The organism is Streptomyces sp. NPDC002446 (assembly GCF_053595675.1).
This window is the reverse complement of record NZ_JBSFYC010000063.1, coordinates 24,700-48,348: the sequence shown is the minus strand read 5'-3', so window position 1 is coordinate 48,348 and position 23,649 is coordinate 24,700. Positions and strand designations below refer to the sequence as shown.

Here is a 23,649-nt window from a genome sequence, read left to right as displayed (position 1 = left end):
CCTGCAAGACGGTCTGGGCGGAGTTCGATCTGCCGCTGTGGAGCTGACGGCCGGAAAGCGGGCTGACCAGGATGGCGATTGCCAGCTCCCGGTGCACCCGCGGGTGCCCGCCCCGACCACTGTGGATCTCCATGCCGGCGCCTCCGCCGCATGGGGGAGGCGGATCATGCGCCGGGCCGATCCCCTCGCGCTGCGGATCCAGAACAGTGATCCCATGGCGATCAGCGAGACAGCGAGACAGCGAGACGAGTCCAACGACGGCGGTCTCCGATGAGGGGCCGTCTGTGACGATTTGGCTGATGTCGTTCCCGGCGTTCGGCTGTCTACTGGCCTTGTTCGCCCTGGTGGAGAGCGCGTGGCGATGGTTCACGGGGCTGGGCTTGATCCCGTGGCTGCGCAGGCGCGCGGGGCGGTCGTTGTCGAACACGGCCTTCGATGAATTCACGGCGGTCGTGAACGGAAACAAGACGGTAGAGCTGGAGCAGCGGCGGGTGGAGATGATGCGGCGGGACGACGAGAGCGACGGTGCGCCACCTCGATCCAGCGTCGACCTGGCCCAGGGCACCGCGTTCATCGTGGTGCCGCAGGAAGCGGACAGCCCGCGCGCTGCCAGGTGCGATGCCCGTGAGGACCGGCGATGAGACGCACAGCGGAGGGAACGGTCGCAGAACCGTGCACGCTGTGGGGGCGTATCGCATGCGGGTGGGCGGCCGCGTTCGCCGGGGTGCACTTCTACTGGGCCGTCGGTGGTGATGTGGGGCTGAGCATCTCCGCCGGTCCGCTGGCCACCGAGCGCCCGCTGTGGTTCGTCGTAGCCGGTTTGTGGGGTGTGGGCGGGCTCTGTCTCCTCGGCGCCCTGCTGGCATGGCTGCTTGCCCGCTCCAGGCTCCGGGGCCTTCCCGCTCTGTTGGCAAGGTGGCTGGGGTGGGGCGTCAGCGCCCTGTTGCTGGCTCGTGGCATCGGCATCGAGGTGCTGCTGCTGACCGACACGACGTACCTGGACGCCTCCGTGAGCGTGGGGCAGCGGGCCTGGACGCTGGCCCTCTGGAACCCCTGGTTCATCGCCGGAGGACTGGCCTTCGGCCTCGCCGCCCTTCGGTCCGGCAGGCATACGGAAGCAGAACCGCCGCCCCCGTAGGGAGTTTGGAGGGTCGGTGTCGGTGTCGGTGTCGGTGTCGGTGTCGGCGTGGCCTGCGGCGGGACCGGATGGGTGGGATGCCGCGGACCAGGGCCCGGGATCGACGCCGAGCTGGCCCGAATTGGAGGTGACCTGGATCTGAGGCGGTCCGCTGCTGAAGGCGACACTCTCGTCCTCGTCGGCGCTCATATAGCGGGCAACGTGCTCGTCACGGACACCAAGGTCTCAAGCGCCGGAACTGCTCCCAGGGCTTCACCGCGCAAGGGGAAGTGCGGCTGCGGAGGGCCCGGATAGAAGGTCCGCTGACTCTCGCAGGAGCTCACCTGAACGGCACCGGCATCGCCCTCGACTGTGCGGCGATGCAGGTAGGGGAATTCGACTACACACCCGCCGCGCCCCCCGAAGGAACGGTGGACCTCCGCTCCGCACGGGCCGCTGGTGCCAGGACCGCGAGCAGAGCTGGCCGCAAAGGGTGTTGCTGGACGGATTCACCTACGGCTCCCTCCGCTTCGGGAACACGGCGTATGCGGCAGGCGAAGACGGAACTCCCGGCAGGAATGACGTGGCCCGTCGCCTGGCGTGGATCCGGCGCAATCCCGGCTACGCTACGCAGCCGTATGAGCAGTTGGCGGGCTGGTACCGGCAGATCGGCCACGACGACGCCCGCCGCGTGCTCCTGGCCAAACAGCGCCACCGGCGCCGGACGCTGCCTCTGGCCGCACGTGTGTGGGCGGCACCTGCTCGACGTGACCGTCGGCTATGGCTACCGGCCGTGGCTGGCCTACCTGCTCATCGCCGCAGGCTGGGTGCTGACGACCGCCGTCATCGCGGGTGTCACCCGTACCCTGCAGAAGAACTAGCAGGCGACAGGCGGGCGCAGGGGCCGTCAGCAGAACAACCCAGCGCTGGGAAGCGGCTCCCGGGCGGCTACGACCCTCGTCCCCGAGCGCTACGCCCAGGCCAGGCAGCCGGTCGACGGTCCCCGTTCACCGGTCATCCCCCGGAACCCAGCTCCCGTGCAGACCCAACGGCACCCGTACCGGCAGGTGGATCCGGGCGACCGGTTCGCCGCTGAAGTCCTGTGCGGGGAGGATGACCAGGTCGGATGCGGACCGCTCCGGGTTGAAGACGTACGCCATGACGTACCCGTCATCCTCCGCCGTCGGCGACTCCGCCGCGACGAACACCCCCTCGCCCACGGCCGCGTCCCGCCCGAACTCATGGGCTTGTGTCGTTCCCCGGCTCAGATCGTGTTTGAGCAGCGCATTGCTGAACCCCTCGTCCGGCCGGTCGTCTTCCGGGCCGGAGGGCGGGGCGTAGAGCTCGACCGCTGCGGCGTAGCCGTACCGGTAAGGGCGGCCCGTATAGCGGGAGTTGAGGCGGGGGAATTCCTGGACCCGGTCATCGAGGCGTTCCTCCCGGACCGTCCCCGCCGTCAGGTCGATCGTCCACCGGTCCAGTGTGGGCCGACTGGACCCGACGTCCCTGATGTCGAACCCTTCGGGATGCCGGATCACGTCGACGACGATGTCACAACCGCCCGCGCCCGACCCGCGCAGGTCCTCGTGCGGCCTCTCGTACGCGTTCAGGGTGTGCCCCACCATGCTCGGGGTGAGCCCGAACCAGCGCACCTCGCCACCCTCGCGCGGCAGTACCCCCACGCGCGCCCCACGGCGGTCATCCCAGGTGAACGGCACCCCGGTGGCCAGATGCGCGGGGCTGAACACCACGGGTGAGTCGAAGAGCAGCACGTAGTGGTCGGTCAGCGCGAAGTCGTGCATATACGGGTTGCCGGGGACCGGGATGGTGGTGGTCCGCTGCACCGTGCCGGAGTCGTTCATCACGATGTGCTGGACGTTGTCGGAGCCGTAGCGGAAGGCGAGCGAGTGCAGTTCGCGGGTGCGCGGGTCGAAGAGGGAGTGGGCGTTGGCGCTGTACCCCTCCGGGGTCGCCCCTAAGGCGCAGGGCCCCACCGTCTCCAGCTCGTAGGTGAGTTCGTAGGGGCGGATGCCGCCCTCGATGAGTGCGAAGGTGCTGCCCGCGAAGCCCACGACCTGCACGTTCGGTGAGATGTCCAACTGTTCGTCGATCGGGGTGCCGCGGCGGGGCTCGCCGAGGTGGTCGGCGACCGAGCTGGAACGGACCCAGCGGTTGCGGTACCACTCGGCGCGCCCGTCCCGTATGCGCACCCCGTGGACCATGCCCGCGCCGAGGGTCCAGATGTGCGCGGCGGCGTCCTCGATGCCCAGTGGGTTGGGGCCGTTGCGGAGATAGCGGCCGTTGAGATGAGCCGGAATCCGCCCGGTCACGGGCAGGTCGTAGGCGGTGACTTCCTCGGTGACCGGGGCGAAGTTCCCCGACAGATAGCGGTTACGTGTGGTGGTCATGTTCCTTGCCCTTCGTTCTTCGACTCGTGCTGGGTGCTGAACGCCCGTGCCACGGCCGCCATCAGCGCGTCATAGCGCCGACCGCCGTCCTCCGGCGTGAAGTGTCCGGCGATCTCCAGACTCACCGCGCCGTGCGAGGCCGCCCAGAAGATCTTTGACACCTCATGGGCATCGCCCGGCTGGAAGATCCCGGCCTCCATGCAGGCGGCCACGGCGGCGGCCGAGGTGTCGAAGGCGGTCTCGGCGACGGCGAGGGCCTCCGCGCTCGGCCGGAAGCCCGGTACGGTCTGCTCGAACATGACCCGGTAGTAGGCCGGTTCGGCGAGCGCGTGCTCCCGATAGGCCGCCCCGAGATGGGTGAGGTGCGTCAACGGGTCTTCCGTACGCGGTACTTGTTCCTGAACCCGGCGCAGCCGCGCGAAGCCCTCTCGGTACAGCGCATCGACCAGCCCTTCCTTGCCGCCGAACATGGTGTAGAGGACCTTGGTCGAGGAACCGATGTCGGTGGCGATCCGCCGCATGGTCAACGCGGCGGGCCCGTCCGTGACCAGCAGGTTGATGGCGCAATCGAGGATCGTGGTGCGCACGGCGTCCTGGCCGGCCCGTAGCGCGTCTTGATAGAGCGTGCTCATGGGTAACAATGTAGCGCAGTGGAAACAGTGTTACCGGTGTTATCGGTGTTACTGGCGCGCGTGCCTGGTTCGGCCGCGGTGGGTCAAGACGTCGTCAGAGTTGACGGTGTGCTGGATATGGGCGTGGTGGCTGAGTGATGGCAGCCAGCTAGCTAGCCAGCCGCGCTGCTGATCTGGTTGCGGAGCTGAACGTCAGGGGCGTCAGGAAGCGCATCGCTGGGTCAGGCGAACTCCGGTCGGCCAGCCGCCTGTTGGGGGCGCAAGGTGCGGAGGTACGCCTGGGGGCTGACGCCGATGGCGGCGTGGAGGCGTTGGCGCAGGGAGGCGCCCGTGGATGTACTGGGCCTGGCCGCCGTCGCGCCACGGCGGTACAACGCAGGAGCGGGCGACCTCGTTGGCGATGCGGTTGCCGTGGTCGCGGCGGACGATGTGCAGACACAGGTCGCACAGGTCGCACAGGTCGATGCCCGCGGCGACTCCAGCGGAGGTGAGGACGTCGCCGTCACCGTCGCGGTCGTCGACGTACAGGACGTCGGGGCGATCCGGGTGCTGGTGAACATCCGCTGCAGCCGGTCGGCTTCGCGCCAGTGGGTGGTGGCGGGCGGTAGCGGGACGGCCGTTGAGGAGTCCGGCGGCCGCCATGACGTAGGCGCCGGTGCACAACCAAGCCCTGGCCACCCGCTACGACAAACACGCCCGCCACGTCGGATGCCCTGGTTCCGGCAAGCAGCTCCGTGTTTCCCAACTAGGCAGCTGAGGCCTGTTCTTCGGGTTCTCCGGTTCTCCTTGGCGTCCCTCCACTACTCACACCCGTGTTAGCCGGACGTTAGCGGAGCGGCATCCCTCCGATAGCGGCCCCGACCAGAGTGGGTGACGTACCGAGGAAACAACGACACCGACTGCCCCGGGGGATCCGAAATGAGCTCCAGCACCACTGTCCGTATCGCTCGTCGCCGCACCCTGCGCGTTGCCGCCGCGGCCCTGACCGCAGCCGCCGGCCTTACCCTGACCGCCTGCTCCGGCTCGGACGCCAGCGGCGCGAAGCCCGCGGCCCACACGGACACGGAGACGGGCGCGGCCGCCGCCGAGCCCAGCGGCGCTGGCTCCTCCGCCGGAGCGCAGGGCTCCGGTGCCCAGGCGAGCCCCGGTGCCAAGGCCGACGGCAAGGCGGGCGCTGCGGGCAAGCAGTCGGGCAGCGCGCGCGCCGCCGACGGTGGGAGGGCGGGCTCGGGAGTCCAGCGCTGCCACACCTCCGGCCTGAAGGCGGCGTTCGCCACGGGCGAGGATGTGGCCCCGGACCCGAACGCGGGCGGCTCGACGACCACCAGCGTCGTGCTGACCAACAAGGGAAGCCGCACCTGCGTGATCGGCGGCTTCCCGGGCGTGGACCTCAAGTCCGAGAACGGCGGTCAGAGCTGGTCGCTGCGACGCTCGTCGGCCAAGCACGGCTCGATCACCCTGAAGCCCGGGGACAGCACCGACTTCACGATCAACCTCGGCATGGCCAAGGAGAACGAGGAGGGCTCCTGGATGCCCGCCTTCGCGGCCGTCACCCCGCCGAACGAGACCACCGCGCTGACCCTGAAGTGGCCCTGGGGCCCGCTCGTCGACCAGCAGGGCGCCACCCACCCGGCCACCTACGTCAACCCCATCGGCTGACCATCTCGACTCCGGCATTCCGCGGCACTTGCCCCAAAGGGGGCGGGCACGGATGGATCGTGCAGATCCGCCTGCGTTGCACCCCACGCAGCAGGTGAGAGGCGAAGAACCCCCGTCGGCTGGCTCCGGCGGGGGTTTCCGCGTTCGGGCTCGGCGATCTCCTCGTGCTCCTCGTGCCATGGCCGCCACGCCCCGCCGCTCACGCAGGGTGGCGCGTTGTGCGCACAGAGCGACCAACGTGGATGACGTGCCGTGACACATCCGCGCGAGCTGCAGATGTGCAGGAATGGTAGCTAAGAGTTTCGAAGATGTTACGGACCAGACATCGACAGCGTGCCTACTATGGCCAACTTGTTCAGACGAGTTATTCGCACAAGTTCTCACCTCCCACGCGAATCTCGTGTGTCCCCTGTGCCCCGTTGTGTACCCCTCTGGAGAGACCGTGACCGAGATCCTGCCGAGATCTGTCGTCCTTACCGGCGGCCTCGTCGCCGCCACCCTCGTCCTCAGCGCCTGTGGCGCGGGCCAAGACGCGTCGACCAACGCCGACGGAGAGAGCGCGGCCACCGCGATCACGGCCAAGGACTTCGGGGGCATGGACGCGCTCGTCAAGGCAGCCAAAGAAGAAGGCACGCTGAACGCCATCGCGCTCCCTCGCGACTGGGCCAATTACGGCGCGCTGATCGACGGCTTTGAGAAGAAGTACGGCATCAAGGTCAAGGTGGAGAACCCGGACGGCGCCAGCCAGGACGAGATCAACGCCGTCACCTCCCGCAAGGGCCAGGACCGGGCGCCCGACGTCCTCGACCTCGGCAGCTCCTTCGCGTACAGCGCCGCCCAGCAGGATCTGCTGGCGCAGTACATGGTCGCCGATTTCATTGACATCCCCGACGGCCAGAAGGACACGATGAGCCGCTGGTACAACGGCTACGGCGGCTACATATCCATCGGCTGCGATGCCAATCGCGTGAAGACCTGCCCGACCACCTTCAAGGAACTGCTCAAGCCGGAGTACAAGGGGCAGGTCGCGCTCAACGGCAACCCCACCAAGTCGGGTTCGGCCTTCGGCAGTGTGTACGCGGCCGCCCTCGCCAGCGGCGGCTCCTTCGACTACATCCAGCCCGGCCTCGACTTCTTCGCCAAGCTCAAGAGGAACGGCAACTTCACGCCCGTCCAGTCCACCTCGGCCACCATCGTGAAGGGCCAGACGCCGATCGTCCTCGACTGGGACTACCTCAACGTGAGGTACACCGACGAGTTCAAGAGCAAGGGACTCGACTGGCAGGTCACGGTCCCGGAGGACGGCAAGTTCTCGCAGTACTACTCGCAGGCCATCAACAAGGACGCCCCGCACCCGGCGGCCGCCCGACTGTGGCAGGAGTACCTCTACAGCGCCGAGGGCCAGAACCTCTGGCTCAAGGGCTTCGCCCGCCCGGCCCTGATGGCCGCCATGGAGGAGAAGGGCACGCTCGACAAGACCGCGGCCGCCAAGCTGCCGAAGGTCTCCGGCACGCCGAGGTTCCCGACCGAGTCGCAGCTGGGCCACGCCAAGGACGACATCGCCCAGGGCTGGGCCAAGGCCGTCTCCAGATAGCCGCGACTCTCACCAGGCCGACGCGGTGCCCGCCGTTCCTTCGGAGCGGTGGCGCCGCGCGGCCGGCCGCCCGGTGCTCGCGCATCTCGGCGGCGCCCCGCTGGCCTGCGCCTTCGTCGGCCAGGCGGGGCCCCCGGCGTCCGGTCAGCGGGTGGCGAGGAGTTCGAGTGTGTCGATCACGCGGTTCGAGAAGCCCCACTCGTTGTCGTACCACGCGACCACCTTGACGTGGCGGCCGTCGACGCGGGTGAGGGCCGAGTCAAAGATCGACGAGGCGGGATTGCCCGTGATGTCGGACGACACGAGCGGGTCCTCCGAGTACTCGAGGATGCCGGCGAGCGGCCCCTCCGCTGCCGCGCGGTACGCCGCCAGCACGTCGTCGCGCGTCACGTCGCGGGCGACGGTCGTGTTGAGTTCGACGATCGAGCCCACCGGCACCGGTACGCGGATCGAGTCGCCCGACAGCTTGCCGTCGAGGTTCGGCAGCACCAGGCCGATCGCCTTGGCGGCGCCGGTCGTGGTCGGCACGATGTTGACGCCGGCGGCCCGGGCGCGACGGGCGTCGCGGTGCGGACCGTCCTGCAGGTTCTGCTCCTGCGTGTAGGCGTGCACCGTCGTCATGAACCCGTGCTCGATACCGGCGAGTTCGTCGAGGACCGCGGCCAGCGGCGCGAGCGCGTTGGTGGTGCACGAGGCGTTCGAGACGATCGTGTGCACGGCCGGGTCGTAGGCATCGGTGTTGACCCCGAAGGCGAGCGTGACGTCGGCGCCGTCCGACGGCGCGCTGACGAGTACCTTCTTCGCGCCCGCGTCCAGGTGGGCGCGGGCGGCCTTGGCCGAGGTGAAGCGGCCGGTGGCCTCCAGGACGATGTCGACGCCGAGTTCGGCCCACGGCAGCTGCGCCGGTTCGCGCTCGGCCAGCACCGTGATCCGGCGGCCGTCGACGACGAGGACGTCCCCGTCGGCGGTCACCGGGCGCCCGAGCCGGCCGGCCGTGCTGTCGTAGGCGAGCAGTCGGGCGAGAGTCGCGGGCTCCGTGAGGTCGTTGACGGCGACGACCTCAAGAGTGCTGTCGCGCTCCAGCAGTGCGCGCAGCACATTGCGTCCGATGCGGCCGAATCCGTTGATGGCGATGCGAGTCATGAGTGATGTCCCTTCCCTTCGCCACCAGGCTCGTCCGCGGCCGGCGCCGCTGACAGTGGCGGTATCGCCACGGTTCAAAAGGATCCCGCCACCGATCCCGCCACCCGGTGCCAGGCGGCGGGGCTATTCGCCCCGGGTGAAGGTGCGCCGGTACTCGCTCGGTGTGGTGCCGAGGACGCGCTGGAAGTGCAGCCGCAGATTCGCGCCGGTGCCGAGCCCGACGTCGGCGGCGATCTGTTCGACGCTGCGCTGCGAGCGTTCGAGCAGTTCGCGGGCCAGGTCGATACGGGCGCGCATCACCCACTGCATCGGCGTGTAGCCGGTCTCCTCGACGAAGCGCCGGGAGAACGTGCGCGGCGAGACCCCGGCCTGCCGCGCCAGTATGTCGAGGGTGAGGGGCTCGCCGAGCTGGTACAGCGCCCACTCGCGGGTGGCGGCGAAGCGTTCGCCGAGCGGCTCGGGGACGCTGCGCGGCACGTACTGGGCCTGGCCGCCGCTGCGATAGGGGGCGGCGACCAGACGCCGGGCCGCGTGGTTGGACGCGGCCACTCCGAGGTCGCCGCGCAGGATGTGCAGGCACAGGTCGATGCCGGAGGCGGCGCCGGCCGAGGTGAGCACGCTGCCCTCGTCGACGAACAGCACGTTCTCGTCGACCTGGACGAGCGGATGCCTGGCCACGAGTGCCCGCGTGTAGTGCCAGTGCGTCGTGGCGCGCCTGCCGTCGAGCAGGCCCGTGGCGGCGAGCGCGAAGGCGCCCGTCGAGATGGCGGCGAGCCGCGCGCCCCGGTCGTGGGCGGCGATCAGTGCGTCCACGACGGCCTGCGGCGGGTCGTCGCGGTCCGGGAACCGGTAGCCCGGGACGAAGACGATGTCGGCCCACGCAAGCGCGTCGAGGCCGTGGGCGGTGTGGTACGCGAGGCCATCGCCGCCGGTCACGAGACCGGGTGTCGCCCCGCACACCCGCACCTCGTACGGCATGCTCGCGCGGGTCGTGAAAACCTGCGCGGGAATGCCGACATCGAGCGGCTTCGCACCCTCAAGCACAAGGACGGCGACGCGATGCAGGCGGGAGGCTGGCACGGGAAGAGGTTACGTGGGGCGTGGCCTGCCCGTCACCGCGGGAACCCGCCTGTAGGCAGCGCGTTCTCCCAGTCGATCAATGCGACTGCCGAAGCTTCAGCCTCCGGCCCGGGTGTGCTGTTCGGAGAGGTTTCGGAGAGGTTGGTGACGCGGCTGGCGGGGGTTTGGCCGCTGATTCCGGTGTGAGGTCGGTGTGAGGTCGGTGGCAGATGACCGGACCGGGGAATCGACGGGCGGGACGGGCGGGGCGCTTCGCGGGTGGAGTAGCGGGTGGCGTGCCTGTGGGGCCCGCCTAACATCACTTGCCATGACTGCTGAAGCCGCCCCGGCAGAGCCCGAGGTCACGCTCACCTGCCCGGCCGAGTTGTTGGCGGGCTATCTGGATTTCTACCGTGACGCCGTGCTGCGCAAGCTGGACGGTCTGACCGACGAGGAGCTGCGGGGTAGCCGGCTGCCGTCCGGTTGGGCGCCGCTGGAGCTGTTGAAGCATCTGGCCTATGTGGAGCTGCGCTGGCTGCAGTGGGGCTTCGCCGGCCAGCAGGTCGAACAGCCGTGGGGCGATATGGAAGCCCGTGGGGGCAGATGGCGTGTCGAGGCGGGTGAGTCCGTCGAGGATGTGACGGCGTTCTTCCGCGCCCAGTGCGAGCGGTCCCGCACGATCGTCGCCGGCGCGCGGCTGGAGGACCGGATGGCCACGCTCGGAGGCCGGGTCCCACCCGAGGAGGAGCGGCCAACGCTGATCTGGATCCTGTTCCATTTGCTCCAGGAGTACGCGAGGCACGTCGGGCAACTCGACATCGTCCGGGAGCTTGCCGACGGCGTCACCGGCGAGTAGCCGGAGCCAGCGGCGGTGTGCCGCTCCCACCGGCTCTCGATAGAGCACGTGGTGTGTGACGACCACAAACTCACCGGCGGAATGGGCTTCTTCGAGAATCCTCGATAAGGGCATGGCAATGACATGACATGACATGGTCAGACGCCTCGGTAGGTCACCTTCCTTCCTGGACCCAGTTCGCGTGCCACCCGCTCGGCGAGCGTCTCGCCGACGTGGTCCAGCCGTTCATACGTGGCTTGCTGCCTGGCGTCGTCACGGTCTTCCAGCCACGTATTCATGGCCTCGTCGATGTCCTTCGCCCACTGGTAGAGGTCGGATACGAGAATGTCGGAGAGGTGGAGAGCGGCAGCAGGGTCATCCGGAGCGAAGTCTTCGAATCCTTCAGCGCGGAGCGGATACCAGTGGTACTCGCCCTGCACGATGACGTGGACCGGGTGCGGTGGTGTGCCGTGAGTATCAATGGTCCAGTGGAGCCGGTCGCATCCCCAGCACACGAACTTCACCGAATCGTGCGCCTCGTCTCTATAGCGAACGACCCATAGCGGTCCGAGATGCTTTGCCACCCGCTGGGCGGCTTCCCTGCCTTGCCGTGCGTGCTTACGCAACTGGGGGCGGGACGTAAACCCGTTCTCAGGCCGTGCCTGAGACCACGACACCAGCCTGTCGGCCAGGTCGTCCGGCAAGCTCAGCTCGGGTTCTTCCACCGGTACGCTGAGAGCGAATTGCTCGACCTCGGCGTGGAACCCGGCCTCCGCCGTGTACAGAGGCGATCTGCCGCCGCTGGCCTGAACAAGAAGGTGCCGAGGCTCGTCGTAGTCGTGACTCATGCCCGATTCGCCCCCACGATGAATCCGTTGTCCCCAACGGCGATGGCTACGTAGCGAGTTATTCCGTGGTACACCGTTTCGTGAATCGGCCTTTCCTTGTCCGCGCCCTGATACCCGATACCCGATACCCGATGATCTTCCCGTCGGTCACGGCGTGCTTGATGAGTTCGGGAATTTCCTCGGCAGCCGTGCCTCGTTCGATGAACTCACCTGCGCGCCTGAAGAGTATGTGCACGAGGCCAGCTTTGACATCACCCTTTTCGATCCAGGCTATAGGGCTGAAATCGTCGCCGTCTTCCTTCTGAACCTCTGCAACGGCGGACAGGCAGGCGCGATGTGCGCTCATCGCCCAGCGGACCGTCTACTCGTTAGCGGACCGTCGACGGCATCGAGGCGTCGTTCGTCGTCAACCACCTCTCGCCGTACCTGCTGACCGAGCTCCTGCCGGAGTCGCTGCGCGCCGCGACACCGAGTCGGATCATGAACGTCAGCTCCGGAGCCGTCCGGGTTGCCAAGCCCACCTTCGACGCCGTCGAGCCGCCGGCGGCTACTACGGCTTCCACTGGTACGGCCGGGCCGGGCCAGGCCAGGCTCGCGAACCTTGCCTACGCCCTCGGGGAGCCATGACCGGACGAAGTCCTGCATCGATCGGGGCAAGTACCGCCGCCTGGTCTGGGCGCTCGGTGTGAATCCGGTGATCGTCCGTAGGGGTATCGACCACGGTTCCGGCCTGGGCACCCAATGCTGGGTTGTGGAGCGGGGGTTCGCTCACCTGCACTGGCTCCGTCGTCTGCGGATCCGCGGGGAGAGAGGCGACGACTGGTCGGTGGTTCGCGCTTGCTGCCAAGCGCCGAGCGCGTCACTCGTCGCAGGGGGTGCGGACGACATGGCTTCAGCAGCCATGAGGAAATCTTGCACTCGTAGCATTTTTATGTTGACACTCCTGGGGGATCTGGCCTAACTTTACTTCCGTCGTAAATTTGCCACGGAGCGAAGAACGGAAGTGCCCATGCCCGAACCCCACCTCACCTCCCTCTGCATTCCGGCCGTCAACATCGGCCCGGCCCTGGCCGAGCGCGACGGCCGCACCCCCGCCCCGCCCCGCGGCGACCGGCGCCCGCCCGTCCAGGCGTCCCCCGCACGCGCCCGACGGGTTCCCCCGCCGGTCCGCAATCTGCCGCGCCGCTCCGGCTACTGACCCGCGCCCGACCGGCACCCACAACTCCCACCTCCCGGAATCCGCTGAGGAGAAACACCGTGCAGATCACCGCCTCCACCGTCTCGCTCACCGTCGACGACGTCGCCGCCTCCCAGCAGTTCTTCACGACCCATCTCGGCTACACCGAACAGGCCGCCGCCGACGGCTTCGCCTCCCTGACCCGCCAGGACGCCGCGGTCGACATCGTCCTGCTCGCCCGCGGCACCCAGGTCCTGCCGGCCGACCAGCGCGACCAGCGCGCCTCCGGCCTGATCCTCGCCTTCACCACCACCGGCATCCAGGACGAGGAGAAGCGCCTGCAGGCCGAGGGCGTGGAAATCACCATGCCGCTGCGCGAGGAGCCCTGGGGCGAACGCCTCTTCCAGATCACCGACCCCAACGGCGTGATCGTCCAGTTCGTCGAGTGGGCAGCACCGGCAGCCCCCTGACCACACGACGACGCCGTCACGCCCTGCCCCCGCGCAGGGGAGACATCCCATACATAGGACGCCCGCTACCCCCTCCAGCCTCGCTGCGAGGTCGGTGTCATCGGCGACAACCGATCCGGGAAGTCCACGCTGCTCAGACTCATCGCCCGGCAGGAGCGCTTCGAGAAAATGCTGTTGGTGAGACGCGTGTGATACGGCGTGAGAGGTGAGAAACCCCCGTCGGCTTGCCGGCGGGGGGTCCCGTGTTCGAGGACGGGGCACCCCGCTGCCCTGACATGCCCCTGTCGATCGCTGGGCGGGCGGGTGTCCGTCCAGAGGATGACGTCGCGCCTGGGGATGGCACTTCCGGCGGGTCCGGGTTCGGTCCCTGTGGGTGAGGACCGGGCTGACCTGTGTATTCGAGAATGGTGTCGAATCGTCCGCCGAGGCGCTCCTACGAGCTGCCGCCCTCGGGGCGTATCGGGCTGAAGGAGTTCAAGGCCGTCTGGCTGCACTTCCGGGACGCCGTCGACCCCTTCCTAGCTAACTGGCCGGAGACCGCTGTGAAGACCCCCACCGAGCCCGCGCACCCGTTGATGAAGAGCTGTCTGTCCGCCGCGGCGCGTGAGACGGCGACCGCGTTCGGTGAGGAGCCTCCCACCTCGTTCGGTGAGGAGCCTCCCACCTCGCCGGCCGGCCGCGGCCGCACGCTCGCTCTCGTAGGGCTGGCGATCGTGGCGCGGTCGGCATGACGAACGCATATCTGCTGCCGATCGGCACGGCCGCGCTGCTCTTCCCTGTGCTGGCCCTCCTGATGTTCGTGCCGACGGCGATCGTCCTCTACCGGCGGCACGGCGTCATGACCCGCTGGCGGGTGCTGTCGCTGTACGGCGGCGTGTACTACGCGCTGACCGCCTTCTGCATGACGATCGTGCCCCTGCCGAGGCCCTCGGTGGACGTCTGCAAGGCGTATCCGACCTTCGCCCACCCCCAGCTCACACCGGGCGTCGCCTTCTCCGACATCTGGAAAGAGGCACACCACCGCATCACGCTCGACGCGCTCATCCTGCACAACTCGGCCTTCTGGCAGACCGTGTTCAACCTGATCCTGCTACTGCCGCTCGGGGTGCTCGTACGGATTCACTTCCGCCGCGGCCTCGCCGCGGCCACTGCGGCCGGGTTTGCGGCATCGCTGCTCTTCGAGCTGACCCAGTACAGCGGGCTGTGGGGCCTTTACGAGTGCCCCTACCGCCTCTTCGCCGTCGACGACCTCATCGCCAATACGGCGGGCGCCGCATTGGGGTGGGCCGCCGCCGGGCCTCTGGCACGGGTGCTACCAGCCCTGGACGCCCTGGACGACCGCGCGTTGGCCGCCGGCAGGGTGCCCCTCGGCCGGCGCTTGGTCGCGCTGCTTGTGGATGTGACAGGCGTCGAGCTGCTGATCGGCGTTGTCGCCGGGATCGCATCCGTCGTGGCCGGGGCGGGGTCGGTGCTGTGGGTGCCGCCGGTCGTCTTCGCGCTGTGGTTCGTCGTCATCCCGTGGCGGACCGGTGCGACGCCGGGCAAGCACCTGCTGCTGCTGCGGCTGGCCACGGCGGAAGGCGGACGCCCGAGCCTCGCCGCACTCGCACTGCGCGCCGCGGTGCTCAGCCCCCCACTGGTGGTCATGGGGCTCGTCGGGGCAGCGGCCCTTCCCGCCGCGGTCACGGGACTCACCGTCGGCCCGGTCCTTCTCGGCTCCTCCAGCCCATCCGCCGACACCTCTGCGCTGATCGAGATGGCGGGCGAGAGGGGCTACCAGGTGGTGTCCTACGGCCTGACGACCGGCGCGGGGATCGTCCTGCTGATCTTCCTGGCCGGCTGCCTGACCCTGATCGGTGCCTACGTGAGGGCGGTCCGCCGTCACCCTTCGGGGCTGGGGCCGCACGAAACCCTCTCCGGGGTCCAGAACCACGCCCGTGCCCACACACGGGCACGGACCCGACCGGACACAGCTGGCCCGCCCGATGCACCCGACTCGGCTCCGCTGGCTGCGGCAGGGGACGTCCACACGAGCGGATGACCCTCTCTCGCCTTTCCGCGTACGCCTCCGATGTGGGCCGTGTCCGTGTGCGCCGGCCTGCTGTCATGTGGCGCCGTACCCCCGGACCGCCGTCGCCGCGGCCCGTACGGGCGTCGTCCCGTACGGGCGTCCTCCCGGGTGGACTCGACCGTCGACTGAGGGGGCAGCCCCGGCTCGCACCAGCCGCGCGGCCTGCGGATTCACCCGTTCGTGTGTGGGTTGGTCCGGGGGTGAGGGCGGTAACCGGCCATCCTCATGGGTCGAGAATTGCGGCATAGGTGAAATAGGGAACATCTCGCTGCGAGGGAGGGGGCTGGGGGCTGGGTACGTGCGGCCCATGGTCGGCCCTGCCCCAGTCGACGCCTGCCGGTGGCGGTCTCGATAATCCCTCCCGGTCCAACCGGCCACGGCGCCTTGCCGTATAGCAGACGACGAGGTCCCGGTAGGGCGTATGTCCACTTTCTGTGGCGGTGGGGTGTGCTGCGGCTGTGTGCTCTCAATACCGTTCGCGCACCCGCTGTTGAGCAATGGCGGGCCGGACGAACCACAAGGCGGAGTGGATGCATCTGACCCCCCATGAGCAAGAGAAACTGCTCATTTATGTGGCTGCCGACATCGCGGAGAAACGCTGGAAGGGCTCGAAGGATTCGGGCGAGCTCGTAAAGCTCAACCACCCCGAGCGCGTAAAGCTCAACTACCCCGAAGTGGTCGCGCTGATCAGCCGGTACGTCATGGAAGGGGCGCGCCGGGGGAAGCCGGTGTTGAAGCTGGCCGATGAAGCGGCCCGGTTGTTCGAGCCCGATGAACTGATGGAGGGCGTCTTCGAGATGGTCCGCGACCTCCAGGTGGAGGCGACCTTCCCTGACGGGAGCAAGCTGTGCTCCGTACGGGAGTTGGTGTCTCGTAGCTTGGAGGATATGCCTGGTCCTGGTCCTGGTCCTGGTCCTGGTCCTGGTCCTGGTCCTGGTCCTGATCCCGAGCCCGCCTGCACGGCCGCAGGGGAGCGATCGTGATTCCTGGGGAAATCGAGTTCGACAGCTCCGACATCGTCGTCAATGAGGGTAAGCCGGTGACGGAGCTGATCGTGAAGAACGAGGGGGACCGGCCCGTCCAGGTCGGCTCCCACTACCACTTCGCCGAGGTCAATCACAGCCTGAAGTTCTTCTCGAAGGAAGACCAGCCCCTGCCGCGGAGCGTGGCGCGCGGGCTGCGGCTGCATATCGCGGCGGGAACGGCGAAGCGCTTCGAGACCAATGACTGTCGCATCGAATTAGTACCGCTCGCGGGCAAGAGGGTGGTGCCGGGACTGCGTGGCGAGACCGCGGGACCGGTGGACGGTTACGCGGAAGCCGTGGACGGCGGCACGGAGTCGGGGGCGGAGCGATGACCGGGAATTCGCCACACAGGCTGGAGCTGGACCGGGAGAAGTACGCCGAGCTGTTCGGCCCGACGACCGGCGACCGCATCCGGCTTGCCGACACCGATCTGTGGATCCGCATCGAGGAAGACCGCTCCGGAGGACCGGGACTGGCGGGCGACGAAGTGGTCTTCGGTGGCGGCAAGGTGCTGCGCGAGTCCATGGGGCAGTCCCTGCTCAGCCGTAAGGACGGGGCGCCCGACGCCGTCATCACCGGCGTGGTGATCGTCGATCACTGGGGCATCGTCAAGGCCGATGTCGGCATCCGCGAGGGCCGGATCGTCGCACTGGGTAAGGCCGGCAACCCCGACATCATGGACGGAATCCACCCGGACCTCGTCGTCGGGCCCGAGACGGAGATCATCGCAGGCAACGGCAAGATCCTCACCGCGGGCGCCGTGGACACGCATGTGCACTTCGTCGACCCGCAGGTCATCCCCGAGGCGCTGGGGTCCGGCGTCACCACCCTCATCGGCGGCGGCGCCGGACCCGGCGAGGGCAGCAAGGCCACCACTGTCACGCCAGGGGCCTGGTACCTGGCCCGGATGTTCGAAGCGTTGGATGCCTACCCGGTCAACATCGGCCTGACGGGCAAAGGAAGTACGGTCAACAAGGAGTCGATGCGCGACCAACTGCGCGCCGGCGCCTTTGGGTTCAAGATCCACGAGGACTGGGGGGCAACCCCCGCCGTGATCCATGCCGCGCTGGAGGTGTGCCAGGAGAGCGGAGCCCAACTCGCCCTGCACGCCGACACCTTGAACGAGGCCGGTTACGTGGGGAGCACCCTTGCGGCCATCGATGGCCGGGGCATCCACGTGTACCACGCCGAGGGTGCGGGCGGTGGGCACGCACCGGACATCATCACCGTGGCCAGCTGCTGCAATGTGCTGCCGTCCTCCACCAATCCGAGCATTCCGTACACGTACAACACCGCGGAAGAGCATCTGGACATGCTCATGGTGGCCCACCACCTCAACCCGAAGGTCGACGAGGACCTGGCCTTCGCCGGTTCGCGGATTCGGCCGACCACCATGCTCGCCGAAGACATCCTGCACGACCTCGGCGCGATGTCGATGACATCCTCGGACGCCCAGGCGATGGGGCGCGCGGGCGAGACCATCCTGCGCACCTGGCAGCTCGCACACGTCATGAAGGAGCGCAGAGGCGCCGCGGACGGCGACTCCAGGCGCTCCGACAACCACCGGGTGCGCCGCTATGTCGCCAAGTACACCATCAACCCGGCGATCACCCACGGCGTCGGCAACGTCATCGGATCGGTGGAAGCGGGCAAACTCGCCGACCTGGTGCTGTGGGAGCCGAAGTTCTTCGGCGTCAGGCCGCATCTGGTCATCAAGGGCGGGCAGATCGCGTACGCGCAGCTGGGCGACGCCAACGCCTCCATCCCCACCCCGCAGCCCGTGCTGCCTCGCCCCGCCTACGGCGCGGTCGGCCGGGCGCCGGCATCGCTCTCGCTGAACTTCGTCACGCCTTTCGCGCTGAGGAACGGCGGCCTGGTGCAGGACCTCGGTGTGGCCAAGCCGTTCCACGTGATCGAGGACACCCGGAACCTCACCAAGGACGACATGAAGGAGAACGACGCGAGGCCGGACATCGTCGTCAACGCCGACACGTTCCAGGTCACCATTGACGGCAAGGACGTGGAGCACCTCTGCCCGGAGCGCGAACTGAAGGTTCTTCCGCTCGCCCAGCGGTACTTCATCGTCTGATGGCTGCTGTGAACGCCGTCCCGAGGACTGCGGCGAACTTGCCGATGAGTCACCCTCGACACCGTCGCCTCTGCCGCCGTTGCAGTCACTTCAGGGAATCGCGATGAGCCGCGCGGCACTGCTGGTACTCGCCGACGGTCGGTTCCCCGCCGGAGGGCATGCGCACTCCGGCGGCGCCGAACCGGCCGTCGCCGCGGGCCGTATCAAGGACACCCCCACCCTGGAGGCGTTCTGCCGGGGCCGGCTGCACACCGCGGGGCTGGTCAGCGCGGGCCTGGCCGCCGCGGCGGCATCCGGCTGCGACCCGCTCCTGCTGGACGAGGCCGCCGACGCACGGACCCCCGCCCCCGCCCTACGGCTCGTGGCCCGCAGGCTGGGGCGGCAGATGATGCGGGCCGCCCGCGCGACCTGGCCCTCGGCCGAGCTGGACGCGCTGGCCGCCGCCCGCCCGCGCGGCGCCCACCAGCCCGTCGTGATGGGGCTGGCGGCCCGCTCGGCCGGGTTGGCGCCGCTGGATGCCGCCTACGCGGTGGCGTACGAGAACGTCAGCGGCCCGGCCACCGCCGTCGTACGCCTGCTGAGCCTGGACCCCTTCGAGGCCACCGCCGTCCTGGCGCGCCTGACCGACGATCTCGACCTGGTCGCCGCGCAGGCCGCGCAGGCCGCCGAACGTGTCCCCCGGGAGGGAGTCGACGCGCTGCCCGCCGCGTCCGCGCCGCTGCTGGACATCACCGCCGAGCAGCACGCGGCCTGGCCGGTACGCCTCTTCGCCTCCTGACCCGCCCGCATCGACCACGAACACGCCTCTTCGCCTCCTGACCCGCCCGCATCGACCACGAAACACCGGAGCGCCCATGCACCTCGACCACTCGCAGACCTTTCCCGAGCGGCACACCCACAGCGCCGCCGACCCCACGCGCCCCGGCTCGGCATCCAAGGGCCGGCAAGAGAGCCGAGGCGGAGCGCAGCGGAGCGGAAACCGCCGGGCGCTGCGCATCGGCCTGGGCGGGCCGGTGGGCACCGGCAAGACCGCCACCGTCGCGGCGCTGTGCCGGGCACTGCGCGAGGAGCTGTCCATCGCGGTGGTCACCAATGACATCTACACCCGTGAGGACGCGGAATTCCTGCGGCGGGAGGCGGTGCTGCCCCCCGAGAGGATCAGCGCGGTGGAGACCGGCGCCTGCCCGCACACCGCCATCCGCGACGACATCTCCGCCAACCTGGAGGCGGTGGAGGACCTGGAGGCTGCGTTTTCTTCCTCGGGGGGCGGGCCGCTGGACCTGGTACTGGTGGAGTCCGGCGGTGACAACCTGACCGCCACCTTCTCCAAGGGCCTGGTCGACTTCCAGATCTTCGTGATCGACGTGGCAGGCGGGGACGACATTCCGCGCAAGGGCGGCCCCGGCGTCACCACCGCCGACCTCCTCGTCGTCAACAAGACCGACCTGGCCCCCTACGTCGGCGTGGACCTGGAAGGCATGGCCCGCGACGCCACAGCACAGCGCGGCGAACTCCCCGTAGCCTTCACCACCCTCACCACCCAAGCCGGCATCCAGCCCGTCTCCGACTGGGTGCGCGCACGCCTGGCCGACTGGACCACGGACGCCGCATGACCCTCGCACCCGCTGAGCACCCACCTCACGCGGCCGCACCTGCCGCACCCGCCTCAGGGGTTTCCTCCGCCGCGCGGATCGTCGCCGTCCCCGACCCGCGCGGCGGCACGGCCCTGCCCGTGCTGCGCGGACGACGGGCCCTCATCCCCCGCCGGCTCCACGCCCCCGGCACCTACGCCCGAGTCGCCCTCACCGCCGCCGTGAGCGCACCTCTCGGCGGCGACCGGCTCAGCCTCCACATCGACGTACGCACCGGCGCACGACTGCACCTCGACACGATCAGCGCCACCCTCGCCCTCCCCGGCCCCACCGGCGGCACCGCCACCAACGACGTGCTGCTCCGCGTTGAGGACGACGCGGAACTGCACTATCGGCCGGATCCCCTGATCTCCGTCAGGGACAGCGACCTGGTGACGACCACCCGCGCCGAACTGGCGCCCAGGGCCCGGTTGGTCCTGCGAGAAGAACAGGTACTCGGCCGCACCAACGAACCCCCAGGACGGTTGCGCACCCGCCTGACCGTCCGACTGGCCGAACACCCCCTGCTCGACCAGGAACTCCTTCTCGGCCCCGGGGCCCCCGGCTGGTCGGGCCCAGCCGTCCTCGCGGACTACCGCATGACCGGCCAACTCCTCATCGTCACCCCGGAATTCACCCACCACAAACCCTCAGCCCAGCTGCTCTCCACCGACTCCGACCACGGCGAGGCCGTCCTCACCCCCCTGGCCGGCCCTGCCGTCCTGATCTCCGTGACGGCAGCCGACAACCGCACCCTCCAACGCCTACTGGAACGGGGCCACCAAGCAACGGGAGTACCCGCGCAGCCTGGTCCTCAGCGTTGATGTCCTGGTGCTCTGATGCCCTGATGCTGTCGGCGATCTTCGGGCCAGGTACCGCCGCCTTACATGGGAGTGGGCAAGGGAACCGGCCTGCACCCCGCGAGCGCGGGGTCACCCGCCCGGCGGCCTTAGGGACCGGGGCACTGGGTAGGACCGGCGAGCCAGTGCACGGCAGCACCGCCGGGCGGTCCTGACAGAAGGGCTTTCAGTGAACGGAATCGTCGCCAAGCGACTCGTCTTTGCCATGCTCGACACGGATGGAGACGGGGTTGTCTCCAGGGATGACTACTTCACGCGGATCGACCGGGTGACAGTGGCGACGGGACGCAGCGAGCAAGACTCCATGGTCGTCCACGCACGCGCGGCCGGTGAACGGGCCTGGGCAGAGATGGACGGGGACGGCGACGGCAAGATGACCCTCGACGAGTATCTGGCGTGGGTCGGCGTCGAGGCGTTCGACAACATCTGCTCACCCGCGCTCGGCGCACTGTTCGACCTCGCCGACACCGACGAGGACGGCGCCCTGAACCGGCCGGAGTTCATCATGCTGCGCACGGCACTGGGCAACCGGGCCGGCAACGCCGAGGCGGCCTTCGACGCACTCGATGCCGACGGCGACGGACGCGTCAGCCGCCATGACTACCTCATGTCGATCCGCACACACATCGCCGGGGGCGACTCACCCGCGGGTGCGGTTCTGTACAGCACGGAGACATTGGAGCCCAGCGGGCGGGAGTGAACCCGAGGCCCGCCGGCACCGCAGCCGTTGTCCCTACCTTCCTCCGTACACATGGGACAACGGTGCGTTCGGCCGTACACCTGGACATCCGCCGACGGTCGGAGAACGGGCTGGAGGAGTCCCTTGAGAGGGGAGGTATTTGGAGTGCGTCCGAACCAAGCGGGGCCTCCGCCGTGCGGCGGAGGGGGTTCGTGCTCCGGGAGGATCTGAGGGTGTCCGGCCCGCGCGAAGGTACTGATGTCGCACTTTCACCGGGAGCGGAACGGGGGCCTGTCATGGCCAAGGAGCAGTACCGAGTCGATCTGGACGCTTTGGACCAGGTCGTACGGGAACTCAACGAAATCCTGCGCGATATGGGCGGTCCTAGACGTACGGCGGAGAACAACACCTATCTGGCTCCGGGAGCCCTGGGGGTGAATTTTTCCGAGCAGCAGGAGTTGTACGACGCGCACGACAAGATGGTCGACCATCTCAAGCACGATGTCATCGGTCCGTTGGAGAAGCTGATCGATGACTTCGGGCAGAAGACCAAGAAGGTCAAAGGGGCGTACGACGACGCCGAGGCCGAAAATTCCGTGAGGTAGCGGCGGACGCGCACGGAAACAGGGTCAGGAAAAGAAGCGGGAACGGGGAGCGGGAATGTCGGGTTCGGAGAGAAGTCTCAAGCCCTTCGACACGGATTTCAACACGCAGACAGGGTCGAGTCTCCACTGGATGCTCAGCGACGCCAAAGTGGACCATGTCTACGGCGTCGCGAAGAACTGGCTGGACGTTCACGACCAACTGGTGGGTGAGGAAGGCGACGGCGGGGCCAGTGTCCGGGGGAGACTGGTCAAGGCCGTGAAGAAGGTGCGGGAGACCTGGCACGGCAAATCCGCCGAGAAGTTCTCCGAAGAGGCCGACAAGGTCATCGAGGACATCGGGCGCGGCGCGACGTTCGCGAAGAACGTCTCCGGCACGATGAAGGAGGCCGCCGACGCGTTGCAGCACGCCGTGGGGGAAATGGAGAAGATCGACTGGGGCCTGCCCGCGTGGGGGTCGCCGTATATCGAGTACGAGCAGGCGATTCAGCAGGGCATTTTCGATGATCCCGTTCTCGAGATGCAGTCCCGACTCATAGGCCACGACCGCTATCGACGGCTTGGCGATGCCTACAAGAAGGTGCAGGAGGACCTCGCCAGTGAGATGAGTACGGAAGACATCCTCTCCATGTGGAAACCGGATAACGACGGTGACCTGGCACTTGGGGATCTGTGGATGCCCAAGTTCCAGCGGCAGGCGCTCGAGGCCGCGTTGGCCATGGAGAAGCTGGCCACGTCGTACAAGAAGCACACCGGCAACCTCAAGCCGCCCGAGGACATCAAGGGCGCGCGGCCCGAGAGCCAACGGCCGTCCGGCGGCCCCAAGGGCGGCATGCCGATCCCCAAGGGCGGCCTGCCCGGCGGAGGCGTGTCGCCGAGCGGGCTGATCTCCGGTGGGGCGCCCTCGGGGGCCTTGGGGGGTCCGTCCGGGGGAGCGGGCGAGCTGCATGGGCCGGGGTGGTCGCCGCCGGACGTGCCCGGCGCGTCCCACGGCTCCGGGTGGTCCGGAGGCGGTGGGCACCACACGTCGCCGGTCAGCACCGGGCTCGACAGCTTCCCCAGCACGGACGCCCCCTCGGTGACGGGTGGCGGCGGCCTCTCCGGACCCGGGTACTCCGGGCACAGCGGGGGATCCGGCACCCCCGGCGGCAGTACCGCCAGCGGCGGCTACACGGGCGGACTACCGGGCGTGCCGGGCGGGTTGGGGCCCTCCGGCAGGGCGAGCGGCGGATCGGGCCCGCGCGCGGTCCCGTCGCCGGGCGCCGGGGCGCGTTCCGTCCCGGGGGCGCCGGGCGGTGCGTCCGGAGGGCGTACGGGCTCGGGTCCGGGTGCCGGCCGCCCCGGCATGCCCGGTATGGCGGGTGGCGGTGGCATGGGCACCGCGGGCAAGGGAGCCACGGCGGGCCGTGGCCCCGGCGGGTTGCGCACTCCCGGCGGCACGGCCGGCACCCCGTCCGGCGGTGCGGCACAGGCCCCGGCCCAGGGTGGATCCGGGCTGCACCGCAGCCGCGGCGGCAGCGCGGGGCCCCGGTCCGCCACCGGCGGGCTGCCGGGCGCCCCGGGTATGAACGGCGCGGGCGCACAGCGCCGTACGGGCCGCGCGGCCCGCGACGACCGCCGCCGTAACTTCCTGGCCGAGGAAGAAGAGACCTGGCTGCCGCGGCGCAACACGGTGCCGCGGGTCATCGAGTAGGCGATCGCGCGGGTGTGGCGGTGGGCGCGGCGGGGCCGCCTCCGGACCTGGCCAAGA

General features: G+C 69.1%; 23 protein-coding genes and 3 pseudogenes. 19 read left to right on the top strand and 7 right to left on the bottom strand.

Annotated features, from left to right (window positions below; translation table 11 throughout):
- The first annotated feature begins 284 nt into the window (after positions 1-284).
- Positions 285-641, top strand: coding sequence for a DUF6191 domain-containing protein (locus ACWD6P_RS28535; protein WP_451447039.1), 357 nt, complete (start codon positions 285-287; stop codon positions 639-641).
- Positions 638-1,138, top strand: coding sequence for a DUF3995 domain-containing protein (locus ACWD6P_RS28530; RefSeq protein ID WP_451447038.1), 501 nt, complete (start codon positions 638-640; stop codon positions 1,136-1,138). Before ACWD6P_RS28535 ends, ACWD6P_RS28530 begins: the two co-directional genes overlap by 4 nt.
- A gap of 986 nt (positions 1,139-2,124) precedes the next feature.
- On the opposite strand, the gene ACWD6P_RS28525 is transcribed toward ACWD6P_RS28530, so the two are convergent.
- The 3 genes and pseudogenes from ACWD6P_RS28525 to ACWD6P_RS28515 all read right to left on the bottom strand — a co-directional run.
- Positions 2,125-3,525 (bottom strand): carotenoid oxygenase family protein, encoded by a 1,401-nt coding sequence (locus tag ACWD6P_RS28525; protein WP_451447037.1) that lies wholly within the window; start codon positions 3,523-3,525, stop codon positions 2,125-2,127.
- A complete protein-coding gene (locus ACWD6P_RS28520) occupies positions 3,522-4,157 on the bottom strand; it encodes a TetR/AcrR family transcriptional regulator (RefSeq protein ID WP_451447036.1) in 636 nt (211 codons plus the stop codon). Before ACWD6P_RS28520 ends, ACWD6P_RS28525 begins: the two co-directional genes overlap by 4 nt.
- Positions 4,158-4,466: 309 nt before the next feature.
- Positions 4,467-4,820 (bottom strand): annotated as a pseudogene (locus ACWD6P_RS28515) (hypothetical protein); the annotation flags it as partial.
- A gap of 255 nt (positions 4,821-5,075) precedes the next feature.
- Between ACWD6P_RS28515 and ACWD6P_RS28510 the strand changes: the two are divergent.
- Together ACWD6P_RS28510 and ACWD6P_RS28505 are read left to right on the top strand one after the other, a co-directional pair.
- A complete protein-coding gene (locus ACWD6P_RS28510) occupies positions 5,076-5,816 on the top strand; it encodes a DUF4232 domain-containing protein (RefSeq protein WP_451447035.1) in 741 nt (246 codons plus the stop codon).
- A gap of 442 nt (positions 5,817-6,258) precedes the next feature.
- Positions 6,259-7,410, top strand: a complete 1,152-nt coding sequence (locus ACWD6P_RS28505) for an ABC transporter substrate-binding protein (protein ID WP_451447034.1) — start codon at positions 6,259-6,261, stop codon at positions 7,408-7,410.
- A 144-nt stretch (positions 7,411-7,554) separates the two neighbouring features.
- Here ACWD6P_RS28505 and gap read toward each other — a convergent pair whose 3' ends face one another.
- Positions 7,555-8,553: a type I glyceraldehyde-3-phosphate dehydrogenase gene (gene gap, locus ACWD6P_RS28500; RefSeq protein WP_451447033.1), complete on the bottom strand. Its 999-nt coding sequence runs from the start codon at positions 8,551-8,553 to the stop codon at positions 7,555-7,557.
- A gap of 123 nt (positions 8,554-8,676) precedes the next feature.
- On the bottom strand, positions 8,677-9,633 hold the full coding sequence (locus ACWD6P_RS28495; protein WP_451447032.1) for a GlxA family transcriptional regulator: 957 nt from the start codon (positions 9,631-9,633) through the stop codon (positions 8,677-8,679).
- Positions 9,634-9,940: 307 nt separating this feature from the next.
- On the opposite strand from ACWD6P_RS28495, the gene ACWD6P_RS28490 reads away from it, so the two are divergent.
- Positions 9,941-10,468, top strand: a complete 528-nt coding sequence (locus tag ACWD6P_RS28490) for a DinB family protein (protein WP_451447031.1) — start codon at positions 9,941-9,943, stop codon at positions 10,466-10,468.
- A 137-nt stretch (positions 10,469-10,605) separates the two neighbouring features.
- Here the strand turns inward: ACWD6P_RS28490 and ACWD6P_RS28485 are convergent, their stop codons facing one another.
- Entirely contained in the window at positions 10,606-11,295 is a 690-nt protein-coding gene (locus ACWD6P_RS28485; RefSeq protein WP_451447030.1) for a hypothetical protein, read from the bottom strand.
- 58 nt (positions 11,296-11,353) lie between these two features.
- On the bottom strand, positions 11,354-11,641 hold the full coding sequence (locus ACWD6P_RS28480; protein WP_451447029.1) for a hypothetical protein: 288 nt from the start codon (positions 11,639-11,641) through the stop codon (positions 11,354-11,356).
- Between the two features lie 26 nt (positions 11,642-11,667).
- On the opposite strand from ACWD6P_RS28480, the pseudogene ACWD6P_RS28475 reads away from it, so the two are divergent.
- From ACWD6P_RS28475 to ACWD6P_RS28410, 14 genes and pseudogenes are all read left to right on the top strand, one after another.
- Positions 11,668-11,873: pseudogene (locus tag ACWD6P_RS28475) on the top strand (SDR family NAD(P)-dependent oxidoreductase); the annotation flags it as partial.
- Between the two features lie 431 nt (positions 11,874-12,304).
- Complete coding sequence (locus tag ACWD6P_RS28470; protein ID WP_451447028.1) at positions 12,305-12,493, top strand: hypothetical protein; 189 nt, start codon at positions 12,305-12,307, stop codon at positions 12,491-12,493.
- A 59-nt stretch (positions 12,494-12,552) separates the two neighbouring features.
- Positions 12,553-12,942: a VOC family protein gene (locus ACWD6P_RS28465; RefSeq protein WP_451447027.1), complete on the top strand. Its 390-nt coding sequence runs from the start codon at positions 12,553-12,555 to the stop codon at positions 12,940-12,942.
- 404 nt (positions 12,943-13,346) lie between these two features.
- The gene (locus tag ACWD6P_RS28460) at positions 13,347-13,673 is read left to right on the top strand and encodes a hypothetical protein (RefSeq protein WP_451447026.1); all 327 of its coding nucleotides are present in this window, start codon (positions 13,347-13,349) and stop codon (positions 13,671-13,673) included.
- The gene (locus tag ACWD6P_RS28455; RefSeq protein ID WP_451447025.1) at positions 13,670-14,983 is read left to right on the top strand and encodes a VanZ family protein; all 1,314 of its coding nucleotides are present in this window, start codon (positions 13,670-13,672) and stop codon (positions 14,981-14,983) included. The genes ACWD6P_RS28460 and ACWD6P_RS28455 overlap by 4 nt, the downstream gene beginning before the upstream one ends.
- Positions 14,984-15,543: 560 nt before the next feature.
- A pseudogene (ureA, locus tag ACWD6P_RS28450) lies at positions 15,544-15,876 on the top strand (urease subunit gamma); the annotation flags it as partial.
- Positions 15,877-15,992: 116 nt separating this feature from the next.
- Positions 15,993-16,370 (top strand): urease subunit beta, encoded by a 378-nt coding sequence (ureB, locus tag ACWD6P_RS28445; RefSeq protein ID WP_451447024.1) that lies wholly within the window; start codon positions 15,993-15,995, stop codon positions 16,368-16,370.
- On the top strand, positions 16,367-18,127 hold the full coding sequence (locus tag ACWD6P_RS28440; RefSeq protein ID WP_451447023.1) for an urease subunit alpha: 1,761 nt from the start codon (positions 16,367-16,369) through the stop codon (positions 18,125-18,127). The genes ureB and ACWD6P_RS28440 overlap by 4 nt, the downstream gene beginning before the upstream one ends.
- 103 nt (positions 18,128-18,230) lie before the next feature.
- Positions 18,231-18,905, top strand: coding sequence for an urease accessory protein UreF (locus ACWD6P_RS28435; protein WP_451447022.1), 675 nt, complete (start codon positions 18,231-18,233; stop codon positions 18,903-18,905).
- A 76-nt stretch (positions 18,906-18,981) separates the two neighbouring features.
- The gene (gene ureG / locus ACWD6P_RS28430; RefSeq protein WP_451447021.1) at positions 18,982-19,740 is read left to right on the top strand and encodes an urease accessory protein UreG; all 759 of its coding nucleotides are present in this window, start codon (positions 18,982-18,984) and stop codon (positions 19,738-19,740) included.
- Complete coding sequence (locus ACWD6P_RS28425) at positions 19,737-20,582, top strand: urease accessory protein UreD (RefSeq protein ID WP_451447020.1); 846 nt, start codon at positions 19,737-19,739, stop codon at positions 20,580-20,582. Before ureG ends, ACWD6P_RS28425 begins: the two co-directional genes overlap by 4 nt.
- A 205-nt stretch (positions 20,583-20,787) precedes the next feature.
- Positions 20,788-21,318, top strand: coding sequence for an EF-hand domain-containing protein (locus ACWD6P_RS28420; protein ID WP_451447019.1), 531 nt, complete (start codon positions 20,788-20,790; stop codon positions 21,316-21,318).
- 275 nt (positions 21,319-21,593) lie between these two features.
- Positions 21,594-21,902 (top strand): hypothetical protein, encoded by a 309-nt coding sequence (locus tag ACWD6P_RS28415; protein ID WP_451447018.1) that lies wholly within the window; start codon positions 21,594-21,596, stop codon positions 21,900-21,902.
- Between the two features lie 130 nt (positions 21,903-22,032).
- Complete coding sequence (locus ACWD6P_RS28410) at positions 22,033-23,592, top strand: hypothetical protein (RefSeq protein ID WP_451447017.1); 1,560 nt, start codon at positions 22,033-22,035, stop codon at positions 23,590-23,592.
- The last annotated feature ends 57 nt before the right edge of the window (positions 23,593-23,649 follow it).

Bases quoted from the DNA above. Each gene is read 5' to 3' on its own strand.
- gap (WP_451447033.1), bottom strand. From the start codon at position 8,553: ATGACTCGCATCGCCATCAACGGATTCGGCCGCATCGGACGCAATGTG.
- ACWD6P_RS28440 (WP_451447023.1), top strand. From the start codon at position 16,367: ATGACCGGGAATTCGCCACACAGGCTGGAGCTGGACCGGGAGAAGTAC.
- ACWD6P_RS28425 (WP_451447020.1), top strand. From the start codon at position 19,737: ATGACCCTCGCACCCGCTGAGCACCCACCTCACGCGGCCGCACCTGCC.
- ACWD6P_RS28525 (WP_451447037.1), bottom strand. From the start codon at position 3,525: ATGACCACCACACGTAACCGCTATCTGTCGGGGAACTTCGCCCCGGTC.
- ACWD6P_RS28460 (WP_451447026.1), top strand. From the start codon at position 13,347: ATGGTGTCGAATCGTCCGCCGAGGCGCTCCTACGAGCTGCCGCCCTCG.
- ACWD6P_RS28470 (WP_451447028.1), top strand. From the start codon at position 12,305: ATGCCCGAACCCCACCTCACCTCCCTCTGCATTCCGGCCGTCAACATC.
- ACWD6P_RS28510 (WP_451447035.1), top strand. From the start codon at position 5,076: ATGAGCTCCAGCACCACTGTCCGTATCGCTCGTCGCCGCACCCTGCGC.
- ACWD6P_RS28520 (WP_451447036.1), bottom strand. From the start codon at position 4,157: ATGAGCACGCTCTATCAAGACGCGCTACGGGCCGGCCAGGACGCCGTG.
- ACWD6P_RS28485 (WP_451447030.1), bottom strand. From the start codon at position 11,295: ATGAGTCACGACTACGACGAGCCTCGGCACCTTCTTGTTCAGGCCAGC.
- ACWD6P_RS28490 (WP_451447031.1), top strand. From the start codon at position 9,941: ATGACTGCTGAAGCCGCCCCGGCAGAGCCCGAGGTCACGCTCACCTGC.
- ACWD6P_RS28455 (WP_451447025.1), top strand. From the start codon at position 13,670: ATGACGAACGCATATCTGCTGCCGATCGGCACGGCCGCGCTGCTCTTC.
- ACWD6P_RS28530 (WP_451447038.1), top strand. From the start codon at position 638: ATGAGACGCACAGCGGAGGGAACGGTCGCAGAACCGTGCACGCTGTGG.
- ACWD6P_RS28415 (WP_451447018.1), top strand. From the start codon at position 21,594: ATGGCCAAGGAGCAGTACCGAGTCGATCTGGACGCTTTGGACCAGGTC.
- ACWD6P_RS28435 (WP_451447022.1), top strand. From the start codon at position 18,231: ATGAGCCGCGCGGCACTGCTGGTACTCGCCGACGGTCGGTTCCCCGCC.
- ACWD6P_RS28410 (WP_451447017.1), top strand. From the start codon at position 22,033: ATGCTCAGCGACGCCAAAGTGGACCATGTCTACGGCGTCGCGAAGAAC.
- ureG (WP_451447021.1), top strand. From the start codon at position 18,982: ATGCACCTCGACCACTCGCAGACCTTTCCCGAGCGGCACACCCACAGC.
- ACWD6P_RS28480 (WP_451447029.1), bottom strand. From the start codon at position 11,641: ATGAGCGCACATCGCGCCTGCCTGTCCGCCGTTGCAGAGGTTCAGAAG.